15 protein-coding genes are annotated in these 21,015 nt (G+C 74.8%); 3 read left to right on the top strand and 12 right to left on the bottom strand.

Annotation, left to right across the window (positions count from 1 at the left end):
- Positions 1–165 precede the first annotated feature (165 nt).
- From ACFY4B_RS01020 to ACFY4B_RS01010, 3 genes are all read right to left on the bottom strand, one after another.
- Complete coding sequence (locus tag ACFY4B_RS01020; RefSeq protein WP_387966150.1) at positions 166–2,100, bottom strand: helix-turn-helix domain-containing protein; 1,935 nt, start codon at positions 2,098–2,100, stop codon at positions 166–168.
- A 67-nt stretch (positions 2,101–2,167) separates the two neighbouring features.
- On the bottom strand, positions 2,168–3,547 hold the full coding sequence (locus ACFY4B_RS01015) for an MFS transporter (protein ID WP_049659105.1): 1,380 nt from the start codon (positions 3,545–3,547) through the stop codon (positions 2,168–2,170).
- 153 nt (positions 3,548–3,700) lie between these two features.
- On the bottom strand, positions 3,701–4,462 hold the full coding sequence (locus ACFY4B_RS01010; protein ID WP_049659106.1) for a 3-hydroxybutyrate dehydrogenase: 762 nt from the start codon (positions 4,460–4,462) through the stop codon (positions 3,701–3,703).
- A gap of 368 nt (positions 4,463–4,830) precedes the next feature.
- On the opposite strand from ACFY4B_RS01010, the gene ACFY4B_RS01005 reads away from it, so the two are divergent.
- Positions 4,831–6,753, top strand: a complete 1,923-nt coding sequence (locus ACFY4B_RS01005; protein WP_259316565.1) for a regulator — start codon at positions 4,831–4,833, stop codon at positions 6,751–6,753.
- A 71-nt stretch (positions 6,754–6,824) separates the two neighbouring features.
- On the opposite strand, the gene ACFY4B_RS01000 is transcribed toward ACFY4B_RS01005, so the two are convergent.
- From ACFY4B_RS01000 to ACFY4B_RS00990, 3 genes are all read right to left on the bottom strand, one after another.
- Entirely contained in the window at positions 6,825–8,051 is a 1,227-nt protein-coding gene (locus ACFY4B_RS01000; protein WP_387966149.1) for a cation:proton antiporter, read from the bottom strand.
- Between the two features lie 194 nt (positions 8,052–8,245).
- Positions 8,246–9,577 (bottom strand): FAD-dependent oxidoreductase, encoded by a 1,332-nt coding sequence (locus tag ACFY4B_RS00995; RefSeq protein ID WP_074000878.1) that lies wholly within the window; start codon positions 9,575–9,577, stop codon positions 8,246–8,248.
- 488 nt (positions 9,578–10,065) lie between these two features.
- Positions 10,066–10,971: a TIGR01777 family oxidoreductase gene (locus ACFY4B_RS00990; protein WP_387966148.1), complete on the bottom strand. Its 906-nt coding sequence runs from the start codon at positions 10,969–10,971 to the stop codon at positions 10,066–10,068.
- Between the two features lie 85 nt (positions 10,972–11,056).
- Here ACFY4B_RS00990 and ACFY4B_RS00985 point away from each other — a divergent pair, with 85 nt between their 5' ends.
- Both ACFY4B_RS00985 and ACFY4B_RS00980 read left to right on the top strand, forming a co-directional pair.
- On the top strand, positions 11,057–11,554 hold the full coding sequence (locus ACFY4B_RS00985; RefSeq protein ID WP_375874026.1) for a GNAT family N-acetyltransferase: 498 nt from the start codon (positions 11,057–11,059) through the stop codon (positions 11,552–11,554).
- A 151-nt stretch (positions 11,555–11,705) separates the two neighbouring features.
- Positions 11,706–12,806 (top strand): DUF2510 domain-containing protein, encoded by a 1,101-nt coding sequence (locus ACFY4B_RS00980; protein ID WP_387966147.1) that lies wholly within the window; start codon positions 11,706–11,708, stop codon positions 12,804–12,806.
- Positions 12,807–12,847: 41 nt separating this feature from the next.
- On the opposite strand, the gene ACFY4B_RS00975 is transcribed toward ACFY4B_RS00980, so the two are convergent.
- The 6 genes from ACFY4B_RS00975 to ACFY4B_RS00950 all read right to left on the bottom strand — a co-directional run bounded on the left by ACFY4B_RS00975 (position 12,848) and on the right by ACFY4B_RS00950 (position 21,011).
- The gene (locus tag ACFY4B_RS00975; RefSeq protein ID WP_049658975.1) at positions 12,848–13,363 is read right to left on the bottom strand and encodes a DUF4240 domain-containing protein; all 516 of its coding nucleotides are present in this window, start codon (positions 13,361–13,363) and stop codon (positions 12,848–12,850) included.
- Positions 13,364–13,544: 181 nt separating this feature from the next.
- A complete protein-coding gene (sucB, locus tag ACFY4B_RS00970) occupies positions 13,545–15,299 on the bottom strand; it encodes a 2-oxoglutarate dehydrogenase, E2 component, dihydrolipoamide succinyltransferase (RefSeq protein WP_387966146.1) in 1,755 nt (584 codons plus the stop codon).
- An 80-nt stretch (positions 15,300–15,379) separates the two neighbouring features.
- Positions 15,380–16,786 (bottom strand): dihydrolipoyl dehydrogenase, encoded by a 1,407-nt coding sequence (lpdA, locus tag ACFY4B_RS00965; protein ID WP_107086631.1) that lies wholly within the window; start codon positions 16,784–16,786, stop codon positions 15,380–15,382.
- A 412-nt stretch (positions 16,787–17,198) separates the two neighbouring features.
- A complete protein-coding gene (locus ACFY4B_RS00960; protein ID WP_380737814.1) occupies positions 17,199–18,701 on the bottom strand; it encodes a leucyl aminopeptidase in 1,503 nt (500 codons plus the stop codon).
- 259 nt (positions 18,702–18,960) lie between these two features.
- Complete coding sequence (locus ACFY4B_RS00955; RefSeq protein WP_387966145.1) at positions 18,961–19,752, bottom strand: adenosylcobinamide-GDP ribazoletransferase; 792 nt, start codon at positions 19,750–19,752, stop codon at positions 18,961–18,963.
- 134 nt (positions 19,753–19,886) lie between these two features.
- Positions 19,887–21,011: a nicotinate-nucleotide--dimethylbenzimidazole phosphoribosyltransferase gene (locus tag ACFY4B_RS00950; protein WP_049651854.1), complete on the bottom strand. Its 1,125-nt coding sequence runs from the start codon at positions 21,009–21,011 to the stop codon at positions 19,887–19,889.
- Positions 21,012–21,015: the final 4 nt, after the last annotated feature.

The raw sequence follows: 21,015 nt of genomic DNA, 5'->3' as shown, positions 1-21,015 counted from the left end.
CAAAACGCACGTTCTCGCTCACCGCTGCCGCTCCTTGCCAGGCGTTCGAGACCAACCTCGCCACTGTACGCCCAGCCCGTCCGAACCCCTTCAGCCGCCTGCGGGCAGCGGCCCCGGCGTGAGCAGCCGCCCTGCCCAGCCGCTCGCCCAGCCGCCCCGCCCCGCTCAGCCCCCCGCGAGCAGCTGCAGCCGCAGCGCGAGCTGGAGCTCCAGCGACCGCTCCGGCTGGTTCCAGTCCCGCCCGAGCAGCGCCTCGACCCGGTCCAGTCGCTGGACCACGGTGTTCACGTGGACGTGCAGCTCGTCCTTGGCCCTGGTCAGGCTGCCGCCGCAGTCGAAGTAGGCGCGTAGGGTGCGGACGAGCTCGGTGCCGCGCCGGGCGTCGTAGGCCAGCAGCGGGCCGAGCGTCGCGCCGACGAAGCCGTCCACGTCGTGGCCGTCGCCGAGCAGCACGCCGAGGAAGCCGAGCGCCCGGGCGGAGGCGCCCTCCCCGGCCCGGCCGAGCACCCGCAGGGCCCGGAGGCAGCGCAGGCCCTCGCCGTAGGAGGCGGCCAGCGCGGACGGCCCGGCGGCCGGGCGGCCCGCGCCGACGGTGACCGGGAACCCGGCCAGCCGGGCCAGCCGTTCGGCGGCCTGCCGGGCGGTCTCCTCGGGATCGCCGGCGCCGACCGCGCCGCCGCTGCCGCCGCTGCCGCTCTCGACGGGCGTCAGCAGCACCACCGTCTCGGCGTGCTCGGCGCTGACGCCCCGGGAGCCGAACAGGTAGCGCCGGGCCGCCCCGGCCAGCCGTCCGCGCTCGTCGGTCTTCCCGTCGGCCGGCTCCGCGACCAGCACCAGGTGCGGCCGGGCGAGGTCGACGCCGAGCCGGCGGCCGCGGGCGGTGAGCCCGGCCGGGTCGCGCTCGGGGGCGGTCAGCAGGTCGGTGAGCAGGTCGCCGCGGATCCGGTTCTCGGTCTCGGCGACGGAGCGGCGCAGCAGCAGGAGCAGGGCGGTGACCACGCTGGCCCGCTCGAACAGCCGCCGGTCGGCGTCGTCGAGGTCGGGGCGGCCGCGCAGCACCATGGTGCCGAGCGCGTCGTGCCCGGCCAGCACCGCGCAGACCCACTGCTCGCGGTGGCGTACGGACCGGCCCTCGGCGCGGGAGGCGGCGACCGCCTCGGCCAGTTCGGCGGCGGGGGCGGAGCGTCCGGCCAGCGGCTCGCCCTCGGCGTCCAGGACCGCTATCTCCCCGCCCAGCAGGGCGGCGACGGCGGCGGCGACGTCCGGCACCTCGGCGCCGCGCAGCACCAGGTCGGTGAGCCGGTCGTGGGCCTGCTCGGCGCGCTGGACGGCGGCGGAGTGGGCCCGGACCAGCTCGTTGGCGGCGTTCAGCTCGGCGAGCGCGGCCCGGGTGTCGGCCAGCGACTTGGCGGTGTCCAGGGCGATCGCGGCGTGCGCGGCCAGCGAGCAGAGCAGCGCGACCTCGTCGGGGGAGAAGGCGCGCGGCGAGCGGTCGGCGGCGAACAGGACGCCGATGACCTGCCCGCCGAGCAGCAGCGGCACCCCGATGATCGCCACCAGGCCCTCGTCCAGCACGCCCGCGTCGATCGTGCCGGTGTGGTGGAAGCGTTCGTCGGTGCGGTAGTCGGGGGTGGCGTACGGGCGGGCGGTCTGGGCGACCAGCCCGCCCAGGCCGTGGCCGAGGCTGAGCCGCAGGGTCTGGAACAGGACGGAGACCGAGCCGTCGGTGACCCGCATGTAGGTGTCCCCGGCGGCCTCGTCCGGCAGGGTCAGGTAGGCGGTGTCGGTGCCGAGCAGCATCCGGGCCCGGCGGACGATCGCCTGGAGCACGGTGTCCAGGTCCCGGGAGGCGGCGAGGTCCCCGGCGGTGTCGAACAGGGCGGTCAACTCGGCTTCGCGGCGCCGGTGTTGACGCAGGGTGCGGTGGACCCGCAGGGCCTGCCAGGTGGCGTCGTCGATCTCGGCGAGGACGGCGGCCGGCGCCCCGCGGCGGCGGGCGTCGGCCAGCACGTCGGCGAAGTCCTCGGTGGCGGCGCCGGAGGCGAGCAGGTCGAGCAGTCGCCGCAGCGCGGGCGCGGCGCTTTCCTGAGGGTGGTTCATGGTGCGTGCTGCCAATCGGCGTCGGTTCCGTCGGTTCCGAGAAAGCGCGATCGTACCGGCTCGGCCCTCAGACGACGGCGGGCCTTCCGGCCGCGGCGGCGTCCGGCTCCGGGCCGTCCTGGCCGGCCTGCCCCTCGACCTCCGCGAGGTCCAGGCCCCTGGTCTCCCGGCCGCAGAGCACCGCCAGGACGGTGACCGCCGCCGCGATGGCGACGTACACCGCGATGGGGGTGGCGCTGCCGTAGTCCTTGAGCAGCGCGGTGGCGATCAGCGGCGCCGGGGCGCCGGCCGCCACCGAGGAGAACTGGGCCCCGATCGAGGCGCCCGAGTACCGCATCCGGGTCGCGAACAGCTCGGAGAAGAAGGCGGCCTGGGGCGCGTACATGGCGCTGTGGAAGACCAGTCCGACGGTCACGGCGGCGAGCAGTGAGCCGAAGGACCTCGTGTCGACCAGGCCGAAGAAGACGAAGGCCCAGGCGCCCACCCCGACCGCGCCCACCAGGTAGACCGGCCTGCGCCCGACCCGGTCGGACAGCGCGCCGAACAGCGGGATCAGCGCGAACTGGATCGCGGAGGCGACCAGCACGGCGTTCAGCGCGGTCTGCTTGGAGAAGTGGGCGTGGTTGACGGCGTACACGAGCACGAACGTCGTCATCACGTAATAGGAGATGTTCTCCGCCATCCGCGCGCCCATGGCCACCAGCACCTCCCGCCAGTGGTTCCGCAACACCTCGACCAGCGGCGGCCGTTCGGGAGCCTTCCGGGACTGCTGCGCCGCCAGCGCCTGCTTGAACAGCGGCGACTCGTCCACCGCGAGCCGGATCCACATCCCGACCGCGACCAGCACCGCCGACAGCAGGAACGGCACCCGCCAGCCCCAGGCCAGGAACGCCGCGTCCGACTGCACCGCCGTCATCAGCGACAGCACCCCGGCCGCCAGCAGGTTCCCGGCCGGCGCCCCGCCCTGCGGCCAGGACGCCCAGAAGCCCCGCCGCCGCTGGTCCCCGTGCTCCGACACCAGCAGCACCGCGCCGCCCCACTCGCCGCCGAGCGCGAAGCCCTGCACCAGCCGCAGCACCGTCAGCAGCACCGGCGCCGCGACCCCGATCGAGTCGTAGGTCGGCAGCAGCCCGATCGCCGTGGTCGAACCGCCCATCAGCAGCAGGCTCACCACCAGCAGCTTCTTCCGGCCCACCCGGTCCCCGAAGTGCCCGAACACCAGCGCCCCGAGCGGCCGCGCCGCGAAGCCGATCGCGTAGGTCAGGAAGGAGAGCAGCGTCCCGGTCAGCGGATCGCTGTGCGGGAAGAACAGCTTCCCGAACACCAGGGCCGCCGCCGTTCCGTACAGGAAGTAGTCGTACCACTCGATCGTCGTGCCGATCAGGCTCGCAGCCACCACTCTCGGGAGTGAACTGCTCGCCGCCGTACCTCGTGCGGAGGTGCTCATGGCCACCACTTCCAGAACCAGGGGGGAGACGATGTCGCCACAAGGTAGGAAGCGGCCGACCCCGGGACTATGTGGGCGGCCCACACAGTCCCGGGGTCGAATGTGCCCGCTCTCCCTATGAGAGGGATGGCCGGACCGCGGAGCGCCCGCCGCTCAGTGCGCCGTCCAGCCGCCGTCGACGGGGAGGCTGGCGCCGGTGATGTACGAGGAGGCGGGGGAGCAGAGCCAGAGGGCGAGCTGGGCGACCTCGTCGGGTTCGATGAGGCGCTTCACGGCGGTGCGGTCGAGCATGATCCGCTCGACCACCTCGTCCTCGGGGATGCCGTGGGCGAGTGCCTGGGCGGCGATCTGCTTCTCCACCAGGGGGGTCCGGACGTAGCCCGGGTTGACGCAGTTGCTGGTGACGCCGTACGGCGCGCCCTCCAGGGCGACGGTCTTGCTCAGGCCCTCCAGCGCGTGCTTCGCGGTGACGTACGCGGACTTGAACGCGCTGGCGCGCAGGCCGTGGACGGAGGAGATGTTGACGACCCGGCCCCACCCCTGCTCGTACATGTGCGGCAGGGTGCGGCGCAGGATGCGGAAGGGGGCCTCGACCATGACGCGCTGGATGAGGGTGAAGCGGTCGGGCGGGAACTCGTGCACGGGGGCGACGTGCTGGAGGCCCGCGTTGTTGACGACGATGTCGGCGTCGTCCGGGAGGGCGTCCACGGCCCCGGGGTCGGCGAGGTCGGTGACGATCGCGCGGCCGCCGATCCGCTCGGCGAGCTCCTCGGCCGGGCCGGCCGCGAGGTCGACGACGTAGACCCGGGCGCCGGCCCCGGCGAAGGCCTCGGCGCAGGCCCGGCCGATGCCCGAGGCGGCCCCGGTGACCATGGCCGTGCGCCCGGCGAGCGGGCGGGCAGTAGAGGTGTCCATGGCCCAGAACGGTAGGAATCCGGCGGCCCCGCTCCCATGTGGCGGACCGCCACAGCATCCCGCCAGGTTGTGGCGTCGTCCGCCATGACGGCGACCCGCGGCCCGAACGGCGGATCGACCCTCGGAGAGGCCCTCGGAGAGGCCCCCGGAACCACCGACGGTTCGGCTACGGAAGACCAAACCCCTCCCGGCTCCGCTTCCCCACAATGGGCGCGGTTGCTTCACCCGTTCGGTGGATTGCTCGGTCAGATCCACCCATAGCGCCCGAATGCTCGCTACATTCACGCCGATTCCCGACAGGGGGCGCCGCCCCAGGCCGCCGAAGTGCTGGTGAGGCCCGGTGCGACGTCCGAGAGGTGTTGACAGACATGCCCCAACGGCCTGCAACCGACAGCCCGGCGTACGGACCGCTCGACCCGCTCGGCCAGCACCGAGGTCCGGTCGGCCGGACCCTTCCGGACGCCCCCGACGCCCTGACCGCCGACGCCATGACCGCCGACACGCTGACGGCCGACGCCATGACCGCCGACGCGTCGACCACCGACACGTTGACCGCCGACGCCCCGGACGCCGACGACCTGCGGCTGCCGGTGCAGGCCACACCCGACCGGCACGAGAACCCCGTCGCGCCCGCCCCGGCCCGCGGCGCCGGCCACTCCGGCCCGGCCCCGCAGAACGGCCAGCTCGCGGCGCTGATCGAGGAAGCCGGCTTCTCGCACGCGGGCCTGGCCCGCCGGGTCGACCAGCTCGGCCTGGAGCACGGCCTCGACCTGCGCTACGACAAGACCTCGGTCACCCGCTGGCTGCGCGGCCAGCAGCCGCGCGGGGCCACCCCGGCGCTGATCGCCGAGGTCTTCACCCGCCGGCTCGGCCGCCGCCTCACCGCCCAGGACCTCGGCCTGGACGCCTGCGCCCCGGTCTACGCGGGCCTGGAGTTCGCCGAGACGCCGCAGGAGGCGGTGGACATCGTGGCGAGCATGTGGCGCAAGGACAACGGCCCGCAGTCCGAGCTGCGCCGGATCGCCTTCACCCCGGCCGGCCTGGTCGTCCCCAGCCGGGACTGGCTGATCGGCCGCACCGACGAGCGGGTCGCCCGGGACGGCTCCACCCTGGCCCGGCCGGACACCGCCACCGGTCCACCCTCCGGCAGCGCCACCTCCGCGGCCATCACCGGCGCCCCGTCGCCGGGTGCGCCCGGCGCGTCCCCCGGGAGCCCGTTGCGCGGCCCGGCCCCCGGCGTCCCCGGGGCCCCCACCGCGCGCAGCACCGCCGGGACGACCGGCACCGCCCCCACCATCGGCCGGGTGCCGATCCAGAGCCGCCGGCCGCCGGTCGCCGTCGAGCCGCCGTACACCGACCCGGCCCGCGAGTCCCGCCCCACCCTGCGGGTCGGCCGCGGCGACATCGCCGCCATCCGCGCCGTCGGCGACCTCTTCCGCGCGCTCGACCACGCCTACGGCGGCGGCCACGCCCGCCAGGCGCTGGTCCGCTACCTGGAGAGCGAGGCCGAGCCGATGCTGCGCGGCCGCTACGGCGAGCAGATCGGCCGGGCCCTGTTCGGCGCCGTCGCCGACCTCACCAGGCTGGCCGGCTGGACGTCCTTCGACATCGCCGCGCACGGCCTCGCCCAGCGCTACTTCGTCCAGGCGCTGCGCCTCTCCCAGGCCGCCGGGGACCGCGCGCTCGGCGGCTACGTGCTGGTGACGATGAGCCAGCAGGCCGTCCACCTCGGCCACGGCCGGGAGGCGGTCCAGCTCGCCAGGGTCGCCCAGCAGGGCGTGGGCACCGCCGTGCCGCCGGTCGTCCAGTCGCTGATGCACGCCGCCGAGGCGCGCGGGCACGGCCTGCTGGGCGACGTCCGGTCCTGCACCACCGCCCTGGTGCGCGCCGAGCGTGCCCTGGCGGCGGCCCGGACGGGCGACGAACTGCCCTCCTGGGCGCGGTACTTCGACGAGGCCCAGCTCTCCGACGAGTTCGCCCACTGCTACCGCGACCTCCAGCAGTGGCGGACGGCCGCGCAGCACGCCGAGAAGTCGCTGCGGCTGCGCTCGCCCGCCTACGCCCGCAGCCGGATCTTCTGCCGCCTGGTGCTGGCCACCGCCCGGCTCGGCATGGGGGACCTCGACGAGGCGTGCACCATGGCCACCGACGCGCTGCGGGCGGCGGGGGAGATGCGCTCGGCCCGCTCGCTGGAGTACGTCCGGGACTTCCACCGCCGCCTCACCCCCTACCGCGGCAGCCCGGTGGCCCGCGCCTTCGAGGAGACGGCCCGGCAGGCGGGAGTGATCTGAGCGCGGACGTGAACTGACCGGCGGAGTGCGTGGGGACGGGCCTCACGCACCCGGCGTACGGAGGCCCGGGCCTACCAGCTCTCGGCCCGGACCCTCGGCTGATCCGCGTCGGCCGCCACCGGCGGCCGCGAGCCGCCGCGCACCCGCTGCGCCGCCAGCGGGAACACCAGCACCGACAGCATCCCGGCGCCGACCAGCGCCGCCGCGGTGGAGGACGGCAGGTGCCCGGCGTCCACCTCGATGGTGGTGATCACCACGACCAGCGGCAGCGCCGTCGCCCCGTACAGCGCGAGCGCCGCGCGGTCGCGCAGGCCGAGCCCGGCCGGGGCGAGCAGCGCGGCGGGCAGCCCCCGCACGGCCAGGAAGAGCAGCAGGAACACCGGGACCAGCAGCAGCGTGCCCGGGTCGTCCAGCAGGGCGTCCAGGTCGAAGTTCATCCCGCTGACCACGAAGAACACCGGCACCAGGAAGCCGAAGCCGATGCCCTCCAGCTTGGCCTCGATCACCTCCTCCTCGGCCTGCCGGACGCCGGCCAGCAGCAGCCGGGAGACGATCCCGGCGACGAAGGCCCCGAGCAGCATGTCGAGGTCCAGCCAGAGCGCGGCGGCGACCATGGCGGCCAGCACCAGGATCACCGCGCGGATCGCGAACTGTCCGGAGGTGCGCAGGGTCCGTTCGATCAGCCGGGTGGTCCAGGCCGGGCGGGGCCGGCGCGCGCCGAACACGGCGAGCGCGGTGATCACCGCGAAGGCCCCGAGGATGACCGCCGTGCGGGCCGGGGAGTTGCCGCTGAGCAGGGCGGCGATCGCGATGATCGGCCCGAACTCGCCGACCGCCCCGGTGGCCATCACCAGGGAGCCGAAGGGCGTGGGCAGTTCACCGGAGTCGCGGAGGATCGGCAGGATGGTGCCGAGCGCCGTGGTGGTGAGCACCAGCCCGGCGAAGGCGCCGTCCAGCGGGTCCCGGTTGACCAGCGCGCCCACGCCGAGCCCGACGGCCACCGAGACCAGCCACGCGGTGCCCGCCCGTTTCAGCGGGCCGCCGCGCAGCTTGGCGAAGTCGATCTCGTAGCCGGCCAGGAACATCAGCATGGCCAGGCCGAACTGGGAGAGCGCGTCGACCAGGCCGTCGACGTGCGCCCAGCCCAGGACGTCCGGGCCGATCAGGACGCCGAGCACGATCTCGAACACGACGGTCGGGACGGCGATCCACCGCAGCAGCCGGTCGGCGAGCAGCGGGGCGGCCACGGCTGCGGCGGGGATCAGGATCAGGGTCAGCGGCTGGGCGGCGGCGCTCACCGCGCAACCGGCCGAACGGTCGAAACCATCCGATGAACGGTCAGAGCAGGCACCCCGGCATCCTGGCACGCTGTCGGTCTGTCACCCCGGCAGACCGCTGGTGTGTCCCGGTGCCCCGATGCGCTCCGGTGGTGGCAACGGCCGCCCCTGCCGCGCCGCCGCTCGGACCGCCCCGACGGCCACCCGTGCCGCCGTCAGGCCGCCGCCTCCGCCTCCCGGGCGTCCGCCGGGACACCGAGGTCGCCCAGGACCGCCTGCGCCGCCCGCCGCCCGGAGACCAGCGCGCCCTGCACGGTGCTGGTGTCCCGGTGGTCCCCGGCGACGTACAGCCCGGCCAGCAGCCGCACCGGGCGGCGGGGGTTGTGCGGCGGCGGCATCGCGGGCAGCGCGTCCGGGACGTGCCGTACGCCGAGGAACTGCCAGCCCGAGGTCGGGACGTCGTACAGCTCGGTCAGCCGGGCCCGGACGGCCGGCTCCAGCCCGGCCGGGCCGCCCACGTCGAAGGCGCGCCGCCCGAGCACGGTGGTGGCGATCAGCGCCTGGCCGGCCGGGGCGTAGGACGGGTGCAGCTCGCTGAGCACCAGCGAGTGCGAGACCAGTGGCGGGTGCCCGTTCGGCCGGTCGCCGTCGAGCAGCAGGACGGCCTCGCCCAGCGGGGCGGTGTCGGCCGCGTGGTAGAAGGTCGTGACGGGGTGGAAGTCCGGCAGCCGCAGCCCGGGCAGCAGTCCGGTGGCGGAGCGGGCGTCGGTGGCGACGATGACGGCCTGGGCGCCGATCCGCCCGTGCGCGAGGGTCTCGACGCCGTCCGCGGCGATCGAGGTGACCTGCACCCGGGTGCGGACGGTTCCGGCGGGCAGGGCGGCGGCCAGCTGGGCCGGTACCGCCGCGATCCCGCCGGCGGGCAGACAGAGCCGCCCGCGCGCGTACGAGCGCAGCACCAGGTCGGCGATCCGGCTGCTGGTGCCGAGGGCGGGATCGGAGAGCAGTGCGCTGAGCAGCGGGCGCAGGAAGCCGTCCACGGTGCGCTGGGCGAGGCCGTGGCCGGCCAGTGCGCGGGCGGCGGTGGTCTCCGGGCGGGCCTGGAGCCGGCCGACCGGGGTGGTGGCGAGCCGGCCGAGCCGGCCGGCCAGCCGGGCCTTGTCCAGCGGGCTGCCGAGCGGGGCCCGGGCGGCGGCCTGCCGGGCGACGGCGAGCTGGGGGTCCCCGGCGCGGTACCGGCGGCCGGCGCTGTGCACCAGCACGCCGGGCGCGAGCGGGCGCAGGTCGAGGCGGTCGAGGTCGAGCGTGCGGCGCAGCTCGGGGAAGGCGGTGTTCAGCAGGTGACTGCCGTCGTCGAGCCGGAATCCGTCCTGTTCGCGGGTGGCCATCCGGCCGCCGATCCGGTCGGTGGTCTCCAGGACCTGGACGTCGAGGCCGTGGCCGGTGAGCGCGCGGGCGGCGGCCAGGCCCGCGAGTCCGGCGCCGACCACGACGACGTCCGGGTCGGACGGCCGGCGGGCGCGGCGGGTGAAGTCGTACGTGGGCACTGGGGTGCTCCCTCCCTGGTCCCGGGGCTCCGGCCGACGCAGGCAGCGGGGTGCCGGGACACGGTCCGTGGAGGGTGATGCCCAGTCAGTACGAGCATCAGACAAGCGCATCGGGCCGGATCCGAGGGCCGGGGAGGGTTGTGCGGCACCGGGCGGGGGCGCGGTCACGGACAGTGCGCCGTGGCGGCCGGGTTCGGGGGTCGGCGGGCGCGTACGGTCACCGGGGGCGTGCGACGCGCCCACCATGTGCTCCCGTGCGCCCCCTCCTCGGGCCCCCTCGGGCCCGGCCCGGCATATGCCGCTGGCCAGGGTGGATGCCGCGGTCGGAGTACGCACGGCTCCGCACGCCCCGCGCGCACACCCACGCGTCACATGCCCGCGCGCGCACCCATCCGTCACACCGCCGTGCGCACGCCCAGGCGTCGCGTCCCCGCGCGCACGCCCACCGGTCACACCGCCGCGAGCACCGCCGCACGCACGCCGGCCCGTCACATCGCCGCGAGCACCGCCGAGTACACGTCCGGGTGGGTGAAGCGGAAGCCCGCGTCCAGCAGCCGCCGCGGCACCACCCGGTGGCTGCCGACCACCTCGACCGCCAGCTCGCCCAGCACCGCCTTGAGCACCGCCTCCGGCACCGGGAACGGCGTCGGCCGCCGCAGCGCCCGCCCGAGCGCGGTGGTCAGCTCGGCGTTGGTCGCCGGGTTCGGCGCGGTGAGGTTGAAGGCGCCGGAGAGGCCGTCGTGGTCGATCAGGAACCGCAGCGCGGCCACCTCGTCGTGCAGCGAGATGAAGCTCCAGTACTGCCGCCCGTTGCCGAGCCGCCCGCCGAGGCCCAGCTTGAACAGCGGGAAGAGCCGTCCGCCCGCCCCGCCGGCCGCGGACAGGACCATCCCGGTGCGGGGGTGGACGACCCGGATCCCGGCCCGTTCGGCCGGCCTGGTGGCGTCCTCCCACTCCCGGCAGACCTCGGCCAGGAAGTCGTCCCCGGCGGGGGAGTCCTCGTCGATCACCCGGTCGCCGGTCTGTCCGTACCAGCCGACCGCGGAGGCGCTCACCAGGACCTGCGGCGGCTCCTTGAGCGCGGCCAGGGCGACGGCCAGCGTCTCGGTGCCGTACGCCCGGCTCTCCCGGATCTCCCGCTTGTAGGAGTCCGTCCAGCGGCGGTCGCCGACCCCGGCGCCGGCCAGGTGCACCACGGCCTGGACCCCGGTCAGCCCGTCCCGCTCGACCTCGCCGAGCAGCGGGTTCCAGCCGATCGCCGTGCTGCCGTCCGGCCGGGGGCCGGTCTTGGAGCGGTGCCGGACCAGCCGGACCACCTCGTGGCCGTCCGCCAGCAGGGAGCGGACGAGCGCCGAACCGATCAAACCCGTGGAACCCGTGACAGCGATGCGCATGCGCCCATCCTCGCAGCTCCCGCCCGCTCCCGCGGTGTTCCCGACCGCCCGTCACCTTCGCATGCGTCCCGTTAGCATGACGCGCATGCCTGACGACGATCTGATCATCCGTACGGCGCGGAGCGAGGACGAGCGCGAACTCGCCGTCCTCAACCACGCCGCCTGGTCCGTCCTGTCCGACGTCTCCCCGCGACCGCCCGTCGAGGACCCGGTCTTCGACGAGCGGCACCCGGCCGAGCAGTACCTGCTGGCCGTCCTGGACGGCCGGATCGTCGGCTACGTCCGTCAGGTCCCGGCCACCCCGCTGGCGAGCAACCGGCACGTCCGGCAGATCCAGGGCCTGGCCGTCGACGGCACCGTCCGCGGCCGGGGCATCGGCCGCCGGCTGGTCGAGGCGGCCTGCGCGGCGGCCCGGGCCGAGGGCGCCCGCAAGCTGACCCTGCGGGTGCTCGGCTGGAACGCCCCGGCCCGTCGGCTCTACGAGAGCTGCGGCTTCGTCGTCGAGGGCTCGCTGGCCGAGGAGTTCCTCATCGACGGCCGGTACGTGGACGACGTCTGGATGGCCCGCCGCCTGGCCGACTGAGCCCCGGACGGCACCCCGCCGAGCCCGCCCGGGCCCGCGCCGAAGATCCGAACAGGCTTGCCGCGGGCGGATGTTCGGCGTTCCGGGCCGGTGCCGAGTCGTGACGGTTCCGCGCTGTCTGGACCGCCGCCGCGCCGGGTACCGTACGCCCGTGAGCAACTCGACGCCTCCCGGGTGGTACCCGGTCCCGGGTGCGGACGGCACCCCCGGTCACGAGCGCTGGTGGGACGGCAACGCCTGGAGCAGCGAGGTCCGACCGCTCCAGGACGGCGTCGCGGGCGGGCTCGCCGACGCCCCCACCCAGACCCGGCCGCCGTCCGACCAGCGGCCCGGCTACGGCTACCCCGGCGGCCCCGCGGCGCCCTACGGCTACCCGGGCCAGGACGCCCACCAGCTCCCGCCCCACGGCTACCCGGGCCAGGACGCCTACCAGGCCCAGGGCCAGGCCCAGGGCGGCTACCCGGCCCAGGGCGCCTACCCCGGCCAGGGCCCCGGCTACGGCTACCCGGGCCCGGGCTACCCGCCGCCCCCGGCGGCCAAGGCCAGGCCGCAGACCGGCCTGGTCATCGGCATTGCGGTCGCCGTGCTGGCCGTGGGCGGGATCGTCGCCGGGATCGCGTTCAGCGGCGGCGGCGACCGAAGGGCGGACCCGACCCCGGACCCCACGGTCACCGTGACCCAGAGCGGCAGCCCCACGTCGAGCCCCAGCCCCACCGTGCCCACGCCCACCCCCAAGCCCAAGCCCCTGCCGGTGGTCAAGAGCACCGTCCCCGACCTGCAACACGCGATCACCGTGCCGGTCTTCGACGGCTGGGACGTGTCCACCAACCCGCCGCACTCGACGGTCTACCTCGGCACCGGCCGCTACAGCTGCCCGGACGGCAGCTCCTGCATCCGCGGCCAGTTCTCGGTCGAGAAGGACACCGTCCAGGGCACCACCCCCAAGGCGGCCGCCGACGCCCAGATCCCCGTCTACGCCGGGCAGATCTTCTCCGGGGTCAGCTCGCACACCGACGCGGGATCCGGGTACGTCAGGGTGGCCGGGGTGCTCGGCTACGCCACCCGCTGGCACATCCGCACCACGGACGGCACCCAGGGCTACGTCCTGCTGGCCGCCCTCCCGGCCAAGGGCGGCGGCTACGTGGTCATGGAGGGCGGCGTGGACGACAGCCCGGCCGCGCCGGACTTCTCGGCGCTGGACCAGATCCTCAACGGCATCCAGCAGGACAGCTCCTCCGGCAGCAGCACCTGACGAAACCGCGAGGGCCGGTCCGCCGGCCCGGCCGGTACGCCCTAATCCCCGTACCGCTCCCAGAGCTTGGGGTAGCGCTTGGCCATCACGTCCGGGTCGTCGAAGTCCAGCGCCGGCCCGGACGGCTGCTCGGCCTGCCGCCCGCCCACCTCGGGCAGCGGCAGCCCGGTCAGCCGCTCGTACGCCTCGTCGGCGGCGTAGCCGAGGTCCTCGGCGTCGCCGTCCTCCTCCTCGTCGAACTCCGGCAACAGGTCCGCCAGGTCGTCCGGTTCGGCCAGTCCGCCCTCGAAGACCTCGCGGCCCTGGCCGATCAGCCAGAAGCGGAAGTAGTCGAAGGAGTCGTCCGAGGCGCCGTCGAGCAGCAGGTAGGCCGCGCCCCACAGGTCGTTGCGGTAGGCGCGCCGGAACCGCGCCTGGAACAGCCGGGCGAAGTCGATCACGTCGTCCGGGGTCAGCTGGAGGAGCCGTTCCACCAGGAGGTCGGCCTGTTCGTCGGGGTCGCCGTCGGCGGCGTCCCGGGTGTCGTCGATGATCTGCCAGAAGTCCGTCTCGTCCATCACCGCTCAAGCATCCCCGTTCGGCCGCCTCCGCGCATGCCACGACTCGACACGGGCCCGTGCCCGGTGTGCCCGGGGTCCCGGAACCCGGTGCGCCCGGGGGCCGGGAACGGCGGAACCCCGCGCCGTCCGGGGACGACGCGGGGTTCCGTACGCGGGGTGCCGCGGGGACCCGGTGGGGTCAGAGGCCGAGCTCGACCTCGAACTCGCCGGCCTCCAGGATCTCCTTGACCGCGACCAGGTAGCGGGCGGCGTCGGCGCCGTCCACCAGGCGGTGGTCGTAGGAGAGCGACAGGTAGGTCATGTCGCGGATGCCGATGGCGGTGCCGCCGTCGGCCTCGATGACGACCGGGCGCTTGACGGTGGCGCCGATGCCCAGGATGGCGACCTGGTTCGGCGGCACGATCACGGTGTCGAACAGCGCACCGCGCGAGCCGGTGTTGCTGATGGTGAAGGTGGCGCCGGACAGCTCGTCCGGGGTGATCTTGCTGTCGCGGACCTTGCTGGCCAGCTCGGCGGTCTTCTTCGAGATGCCGGCGATGTTGAGGTCGCCCGCGCCCTTGATGACCGGGGTCATCAGGCCCTTCTCGGAGTCCACCGCGATACCGATGTTCTCGGTGTCGAAGTAGGTGACCGTGCCCTCGGCGTCGTTGATCCGGGCGTTGACGACCGCGTGGACCTTCAGCGCCTGGGCGGCGGCCTTGACGAAGAACGGCATCGGGGAGAGCTTGACGCCCTCGCGGGCCAGGAAGCCCTCCTTCGCCTTGGCGCGCAGCGACATGATCTTGGTGACGTCCACCTCGACCACGCTGGTCAGCTGGGCCTGCTCGTGCAGCGCCTTCAGCATGTTGTCGCCGATGACCTTGCGCATGCGGGTCATCTTGACGGTCTGACCGCGCAGGGCGGACGGCGCGGCGGCGGCCTTCGGCGCGGCGGCGGCGACCGGGGCCGGAGCGGCCTTGGCGGCCTCCGCGGCGGCGATGACGTCCTGCTTGCGGATGCGGCCGCCGACGCCGGTGCCGGCGACGGAGGACAGCGCGACGCCGTGCTCGGCGGCGAGCTTGCGCACCAGCGGGGTGACGTAGGCGTCACCGCTGTCGGCCACCGGAGCGGCCGGGGCGACCGGAGCCGGGGCGGCGACGGGGGCCGGGGCGGCAACCGGGGCGGGGGCGGCAACCGGAGCCGGGGCGGCAACCGGAGCGGCCGGAGCGACGGGAGCCGGAGCGGCAACCGGGGCCGGGGCCGGAGCGGCAACCGGAGCCGGAGCGGCAACCGGAGCCGGAGCGGCAACCGGAGCCGGGGCGGCGGCGACGGCACCGGCGGCACCGATCAGCGCGAGCTGGGCGCCGACCTCGGCGGTCTCGTCCTCGGCGACCAGGATCTTCACCACGGTGCCGGCGACCGGCGACGGGATCTCGGTGTCGACCTTGTCGGTCGACACCTCCAGCAGCGGCTCGTCGACCTCGACGGTGTCGCCCTCGGCCTTCAGCCAGCGGGTGACGGTGCCCTCGGTGACCGACTCGCCCAGCGCGGGCAGCAGCACCGGGGTGGCGTCGGCGGCCGGAGCGGCGGCCGGGGCCGGGGCGGCGACGGGGGCCGGAGCGGCGACCGGAGCCGGGGCAGCGACCGGAGCGGGGGCGGCGACCGGGGCCGGCGCGGCCTCGACGGCCGGAGCCGCGGCGGCGACCGGGGCGCCCGAGCCGTCGTCGATGATCGCCAGCTCGGCGCCCACCTCGACGGTCTCGTCCTCGGCGACCTTGATCGAGGCCAGGATGCCGGAGGCCGGGGCCGGGATCTCGGTGTCGACCTTGTCGGTCGACACCTCCAGCAGCGGCTCGTCGACCTCGACACGCTCACCCTCGGCCTTCAGCCAGCGGGTGACGGTGCCCTCGGAAACGCTCTCGCCCAGCGCGGGCAGTGTTACTGAGACCGCCATGGTTTCAGCGACTCCTATCAAGTCTTGCGTACGGGAAGTACTTGCGTACGGGAAGTACCGGGAAAGGGGGTGGGGCGTGATCAGTCGTGCGCGTGCAGCGGCTTGCCGGCCAGCGCCAGGTGCGCCTCGCCCAGGGCCTCGGACTGGGTCGGGTGCGCGTGGATGAGCTGCGCGACCTCGGCCGGGAGCGCCTCCCAGTTGTAGATCAGCTGGGCTTCACCGACCTGCTCGCCCATGCGGGCGCCGACCATGTGGACGCCGACCACGGCGCCGTCCTTGACCTGGACGAGCTTGATCTCGCCGGCGGTCTTCAGGATCTTGCTCTTGCCGTTGCCGGCCAGGTTGTACTTCAGGGTGACGACCTTGTCCTTGCCGTACAGCTCGACGGCCTTGGCCTCGGAGATGCCGACGGAGGCCACCTCGGGGTTGGAGTAGGTCACCCGCGGAACGCCGTCGTAGTCGATCGGCACCGGCTTGAGGCCGGCCAGGCGCTCGGCGACCAGGATGCCCTCGGCGAAGCCGACGTGGGCCAGCTGGAGGGTCGGGGCGAGGTCGCCGACGGCGGAGATGGTGGGCACGTTGGTGCGCATGTACTCGTCGACGAGAACGTAGCCGCGGTCCATCGCGACGCCGTTCTCCTCGTAGCCGAGGCCGGCCGAGACGGGGCCGCGGCCGATGGCGACGAGCAGCAGGTCGGCGTCGATCTGCTTGCCGTTCTCGGTGGAGACGCGGACACCGGTCTCGGTGTACTCCACGCCCGAGAAGCGGGCCTTCAGCTCGAACTTGATGCCGCGCTTGCGGAACGCGCGCTCCAGCAGCTTGGAGGAGTTCTCGTCCTCCAGCGGGACGAGGTGCGGCAGCGCCTCGACGATGGTGACCTCGACGCCGAAGGACTTCCAGACCGAGGCGAACTCGACGCCGATCACGCCGCCGCCGAGGATGACGACCGACTTCGGGATGCGGTCGAGCTTGAGGGCGTGGTCCGAGGAGATCACGCGGTTGCCGTCGATCTCCAGGCCCGGGATCGAGCGCGGCACGGAGCCGGTGGCCAGGACGATGTGGCGGCCTTCGATGCGCTGGCCGTTGACGTCCACCGAGGTCTGCGAGGAGAGCTTGCCCTCGCCCTGGATGAAGGTGACCTTGCGGGAGGCCACCAGGCCCTGGAGGCCCTTGTACAGGCCGGCGATCACGTCGTCCTTGTACTTGTGGACGCCGTTGATGTCGATGCCCTGGAAGGTGGCCAGGACGCCGAACTCGGCGGCCTCCTTCGTCTCGTCCGCGATCTCCGCGGCGTGCAGCAGCGCCTTGGTCGGGATGCAGCCGCGGTGCAGGCAGGTGCCGCCCAGCTCACCCTTCTCGACCAGGGCAACACTCAGGCCCAGCTGAGCGGCGCGGAGCGCCGCGGCGTAACCGCCGCTTCCGCCTCCGAGAATGACTACGTCGAAAACGGTGCTGGCGTCGTTCGCCACGTCACGTCCTCCATGCATGGGGTGGGTCGCCGGGCCGGTCGCGGTCCGGTGGGTCGGAAGCCTTTGTGGGGCGCCCAGTCGTGCCGGAAATACATCTTCGCACTTGTTCACGGTGGCTGATGTCCGGGTCCGCCCCAGGGGTGTCCCGCGGAGTGGTCACCGGGGCGGGAACGCCCCCGACGGAAGGGCATCATCGCAGCTCAGAGCGGTGTTGACAGCCGCCGGACGGGCGTCTTCCGCGCCACCCGCCACGGCTTCTTCCGCACTGTGGAACAAAGTTTCGCCCGCAGCGAACAGGCGTGCGTCGCGGCGCTCCGGCCTACTCGCGGGTAACCGGGCCGGAACGCCGACGGGGCCCGGCGCACACGCGCCGGGCCCCGTCGCAGCGGGTCCTGGACCGGGGGACGCCCCGGGTCAGGGGTTGTCCGGGTCAGGCCTTGCCGTTCGCCCGCTGCTCGGCGAAGCGGACCAGGGTGCGCACCGCGCTCGCGGTGCCGCCCTTCGGGGTGTAGCCGTACGGCGCGCTCTCGTGGAACGCCGGACCGGCGATGTCCAGGTGCGCCCAGTCGGTGCCCTCGGCCACGAACTCCTTCAGGAACAGGCCGGCCACCAGGCCGCCGCCCATCCGCTCGCCCATGTTGGCCAGGTCGGCGATGGTCGACTCGGTCATGCCCTTGCGCAGGTCGGCCGGCAGCGGCATCGGCCAGGACTGCTCGCCCACCTCGCCGGCCAGGGCGTGCAGGCCGTCGCGCAGCTCGTCGTTGTTCGACATCACACCGAAGGTGCGGTTGCCCAGGGCCAGCACCATGGCGCCGGTCAGGGTGGCCACGTCGACGATGACGTCCGGGTTCTCCTCGCCGGCCCGCACGATCGCGTCGGCCAGCACCAGGCGGCCCTCGGCGTCGGTGTTCAGCACCTCGACGGTCTTGCCGCCGTACATCCGCAGCACGTCGCCCGGGCGGGTGGCGGAGCCGGACGGCATGTTCTCGGCCAGCGCCAGCCAGCCGGTCACGTTGACGGCCAGGCCCAGGCGCTTGGCGGCCACCACGGCGGCGAACACGGCGGCGGCGCCGGCCATGTCGCACTTCATGGTCTCGTTGTGGCCGGCCGGCTTCAGCGAGATGCCGCCCGAGTCGTAGGTGATGCCCTTGCCGACGAACGCCAGGGTGGCCTTGGCCTTCGGGTGGGTGTAGGCCACCTTCACCAGGCGGGGCGGGTTCGCCGAGCCGATGCCGACGCCGATCAGGCCGCCGAAGCCGCCCTTGGTCAGCGCCTTCTCGTCCAGCACCTCGACCTTGAGGCCGTGCTCCTTGCCGGCCGCCTGGGCGAGCGCGGCGAAGCTCTTCGGGTTCAGGTCGTTCGGCGCGGTGTTGACCAGGTCGCGGGCCCGGTTCATCTCCTCGCCGATCGCGGTGGCGCGCTCCACGGCGGCCTTGGCGTCCTTGCTGCCCTTGCGGGCGGCCAGCACGACCAGCTCGCCGACCGGCTCCTTGCCGTTGCCGTCGCCCTTGTAGGTGCCGAAGGCGTACGAGCCGAGCAGGCCGCCCAGCGCGACCGCCTCGATGTCCGCCGCGGACTCGGCCGGCAGGGCCAGCGCGGCCTTCTTGGCACCGGCCAGGGTGCGGGCGGCGACACCGGCGGCGCGGCGCAGCGTCTCCAGCGCGTAACCGTCCTCGGCGGCCTCGCCCAGGCCGACCGCGAGCACGAGCGCGGCCTTCAGGCCGGCGGGGGAGGGGACCTTGACGGCCTCGCCCTCGGCGCCGGTCGCGCCCAGGGTGCTGAGGACCTCGGTCAGCTTGCCCTCGAACGCCTCGTTCACGGCCTCGGCACCGGGGGCCAGCACGATGCCCTTCGGGCCCTTCGCGACACCGACCACCAGGGCGTCCGCGCGCAGCGAGGCGGCGGAGGAGGTGCTCACAGACAATGCAGTCACGTAATGCGTCCTGTTCTTTCGCGGTCCACGGCCGGCCACGGCGAGGCTGCCGCACCGGCGCAGCCCGCGCCGTCGCAGGCCGTCCGCCGGCGGGCCTCCGGGTCCGGGCCCCCTGGCTGCGCGCGTCCGCCGGGGTGGCCGCGTACACCAGAGGCCCCGGCTCCTCGGTACGCGCCGGGCGGGCAGGACCTGCCACGGTGCAGGGCTGCGGTGCTCCACGCATGGTAGTCCGCATGGTGGGATCACGCGCCGCCCGGTGTCAGCCGAGCAACGCCAGGGCGAACAGCGAGGCGGTCGCGGCGGTTTCGGCCATCGCGCCGAGCACGTCCCCGGTGATCCCGCCGAACCTGCGCACGCACCGCCGGAGCAGCAGCCAGGAGCAGCCCGTGCCGACCGCAACGGCCAGCGGGAGGCGGAGAACTGACCATCCGTCGAGCAGTCCGGCCGCGGCCAGGGCGAGCGCGGCGGCGGCCGTCGCGGCGGCGGCCCCGGCGGGCGGCACGGTGCCCGCGACCATCGCCCCGAGCCCGCCCGGCCGGGCGGCCGGCACCGACCGCAGACAGCCCCAGGCGAGCGCGCAGCGGGCGGCCGTCGCCGAGGCGAGCAGCGCGAGCGCGCCGCGCAGCGGGGAGTGGCCGAACTGTCCGGCCAGCGCGGCCACCTGGGCGAGCAGGACGAGGACCAGGGTCAGGACGCCGAACGGACCGATGTCGGACTGCTTCATGATGCGCAGCGCGTCCTCGGCCGGCTTCCCGCTGCCCAGCCCGTCGGCGACGTCCGCCAGGCCGTCCAGGTGCAGACCCCGGGTCAGCCCGGCGAGCACCCCCACCGCGGCCACCGCGCCGAGCGGCCCGCCCGCCCGCCAGGCCACCAGGGCGCCGGCCGCGGCCGCCAGGGCGCCCAGCACCAGCCCGACCACCGGGGCCGCCACCATCGCCCGGGCCGCCGCGGCCCGGTCCCAGCGCTCCACCCGCACCCGCAGCACGGACAGCGTCCCGAACCCGAACCGCAGGCCCTCGGCCCAGCCGGCCCGGTCGCCGCGGTCCGTCATGTGCGTGTTCCTCTCGAAGGTCAGACAGCAGGACAGTCAGACAGCAGGACAGTCAGACAGCAGGACAGTAGGAGAGGGCGGGAAAGCAAGAACGCCCCGGCGAAGGGGCGTTCTCCGGACGGCCGGGGCCGCCGCTACAGCTTCCGCAGCAGGTCCGCCGCCGAGGGCAGCCTCGGCTGCTCCTTCGGCGCGCCCGGCGCCGCCGGCACGAAGGGCTTCGGCGCCTCGTCCGCGAGCACGTCCCCCGCGGCCTGGAGCAGCGGCAGCGCCAGCAGCGCGCCGACGCCCTCGCCCATGGTGATGCCCTGGTCCTGCAGCGGCGTCAGGGTCAGCCGGTCGTACGCCTTCGCCTGGGCCGGCTCGCCGCTGGACTGCCCGGCGCGCCACCACTCCGGCGCCCGGAAGGCGATCCGCTGCGCGACCAGCGCGCAGGCCGCCGAGACCACGCCGTCCAGCACCACCGGCAGCCGTCGGACGGCCGCCTGGAGCAGGAAGCCGGTGATCGCGGCGAAGTCGGCGCCGCCGGTGGCGCCGAGCAGGGCCAGCTGGTCGCCGAGCACCGGCCGGGCCCGCCGCAGCGAGTCCCGGATGGTGGCGCACTTGACCATCCACACCCGGTCGTCGATCCCGGAGCCGCGCCCGGTCACCGCCGCCGCGTCGGTCCCGCAGAGCGCGCCGACCAGCACGCCGGCCACCGTGGTGGCGCCGACCCCGAGGTCGCCGAGCAGCACCAGGTCGGTGCCGGCGTCGGCCTCCTCGTCGGCGACGGCCATGCCGGCCCGGAACGCCCGGACGGTCTCCTGGGCGGTGAGCGCGTCCTCGACGTCGATCCGCCCGGAGCCGCGCCGGATCCGGTGGGCGACCACCTCGTCCGGGAAGTCGGTCGGGTCGGCGTCCACGGCGACGTCGACGACCCGCACCTGGGCGCCGTAGCGCGCGGCCAGCCGGGACACCGGCGCGCTGCCGTCGAGCACGGCCCGCACCCGGGCCGCGGTGCCGCCCCGGGCGGGCATCCGGGAGACCCCGAGCGCCGCCACGCCGTGGTCGGCGGCGAACAGCAGCACCTTGGGGGCGGAGACGGGCAGCACCGGCGAGCGCCCCTGTACGGAGGCCAGCCAGCTGCCCAGCTCCTCGAGCCGGCCGAGCCCGCCGCGCGGCCGGTCGGCCGCCTGCCAGCGCTCCTCGGCGGCCCGCCGGGCGCTCTCGTCGGGGCGCTCGACGAGCGAGGAGAACGTATCGAGATCCACGGTCGTGTCCATCGTC

This window comes from Kitasatospora sp. NPDC001261 (assembly GCF_042896795.1).
Classification (GTDB): domain Bacteria; phylum Actinomycetota; class Actinomycetes; order Streptomycetales; family Streptomycetaceae; genus Kitasatospora.
This window is presented reverse-complemented; position numbering and strand designations above follow the sequence as displayed.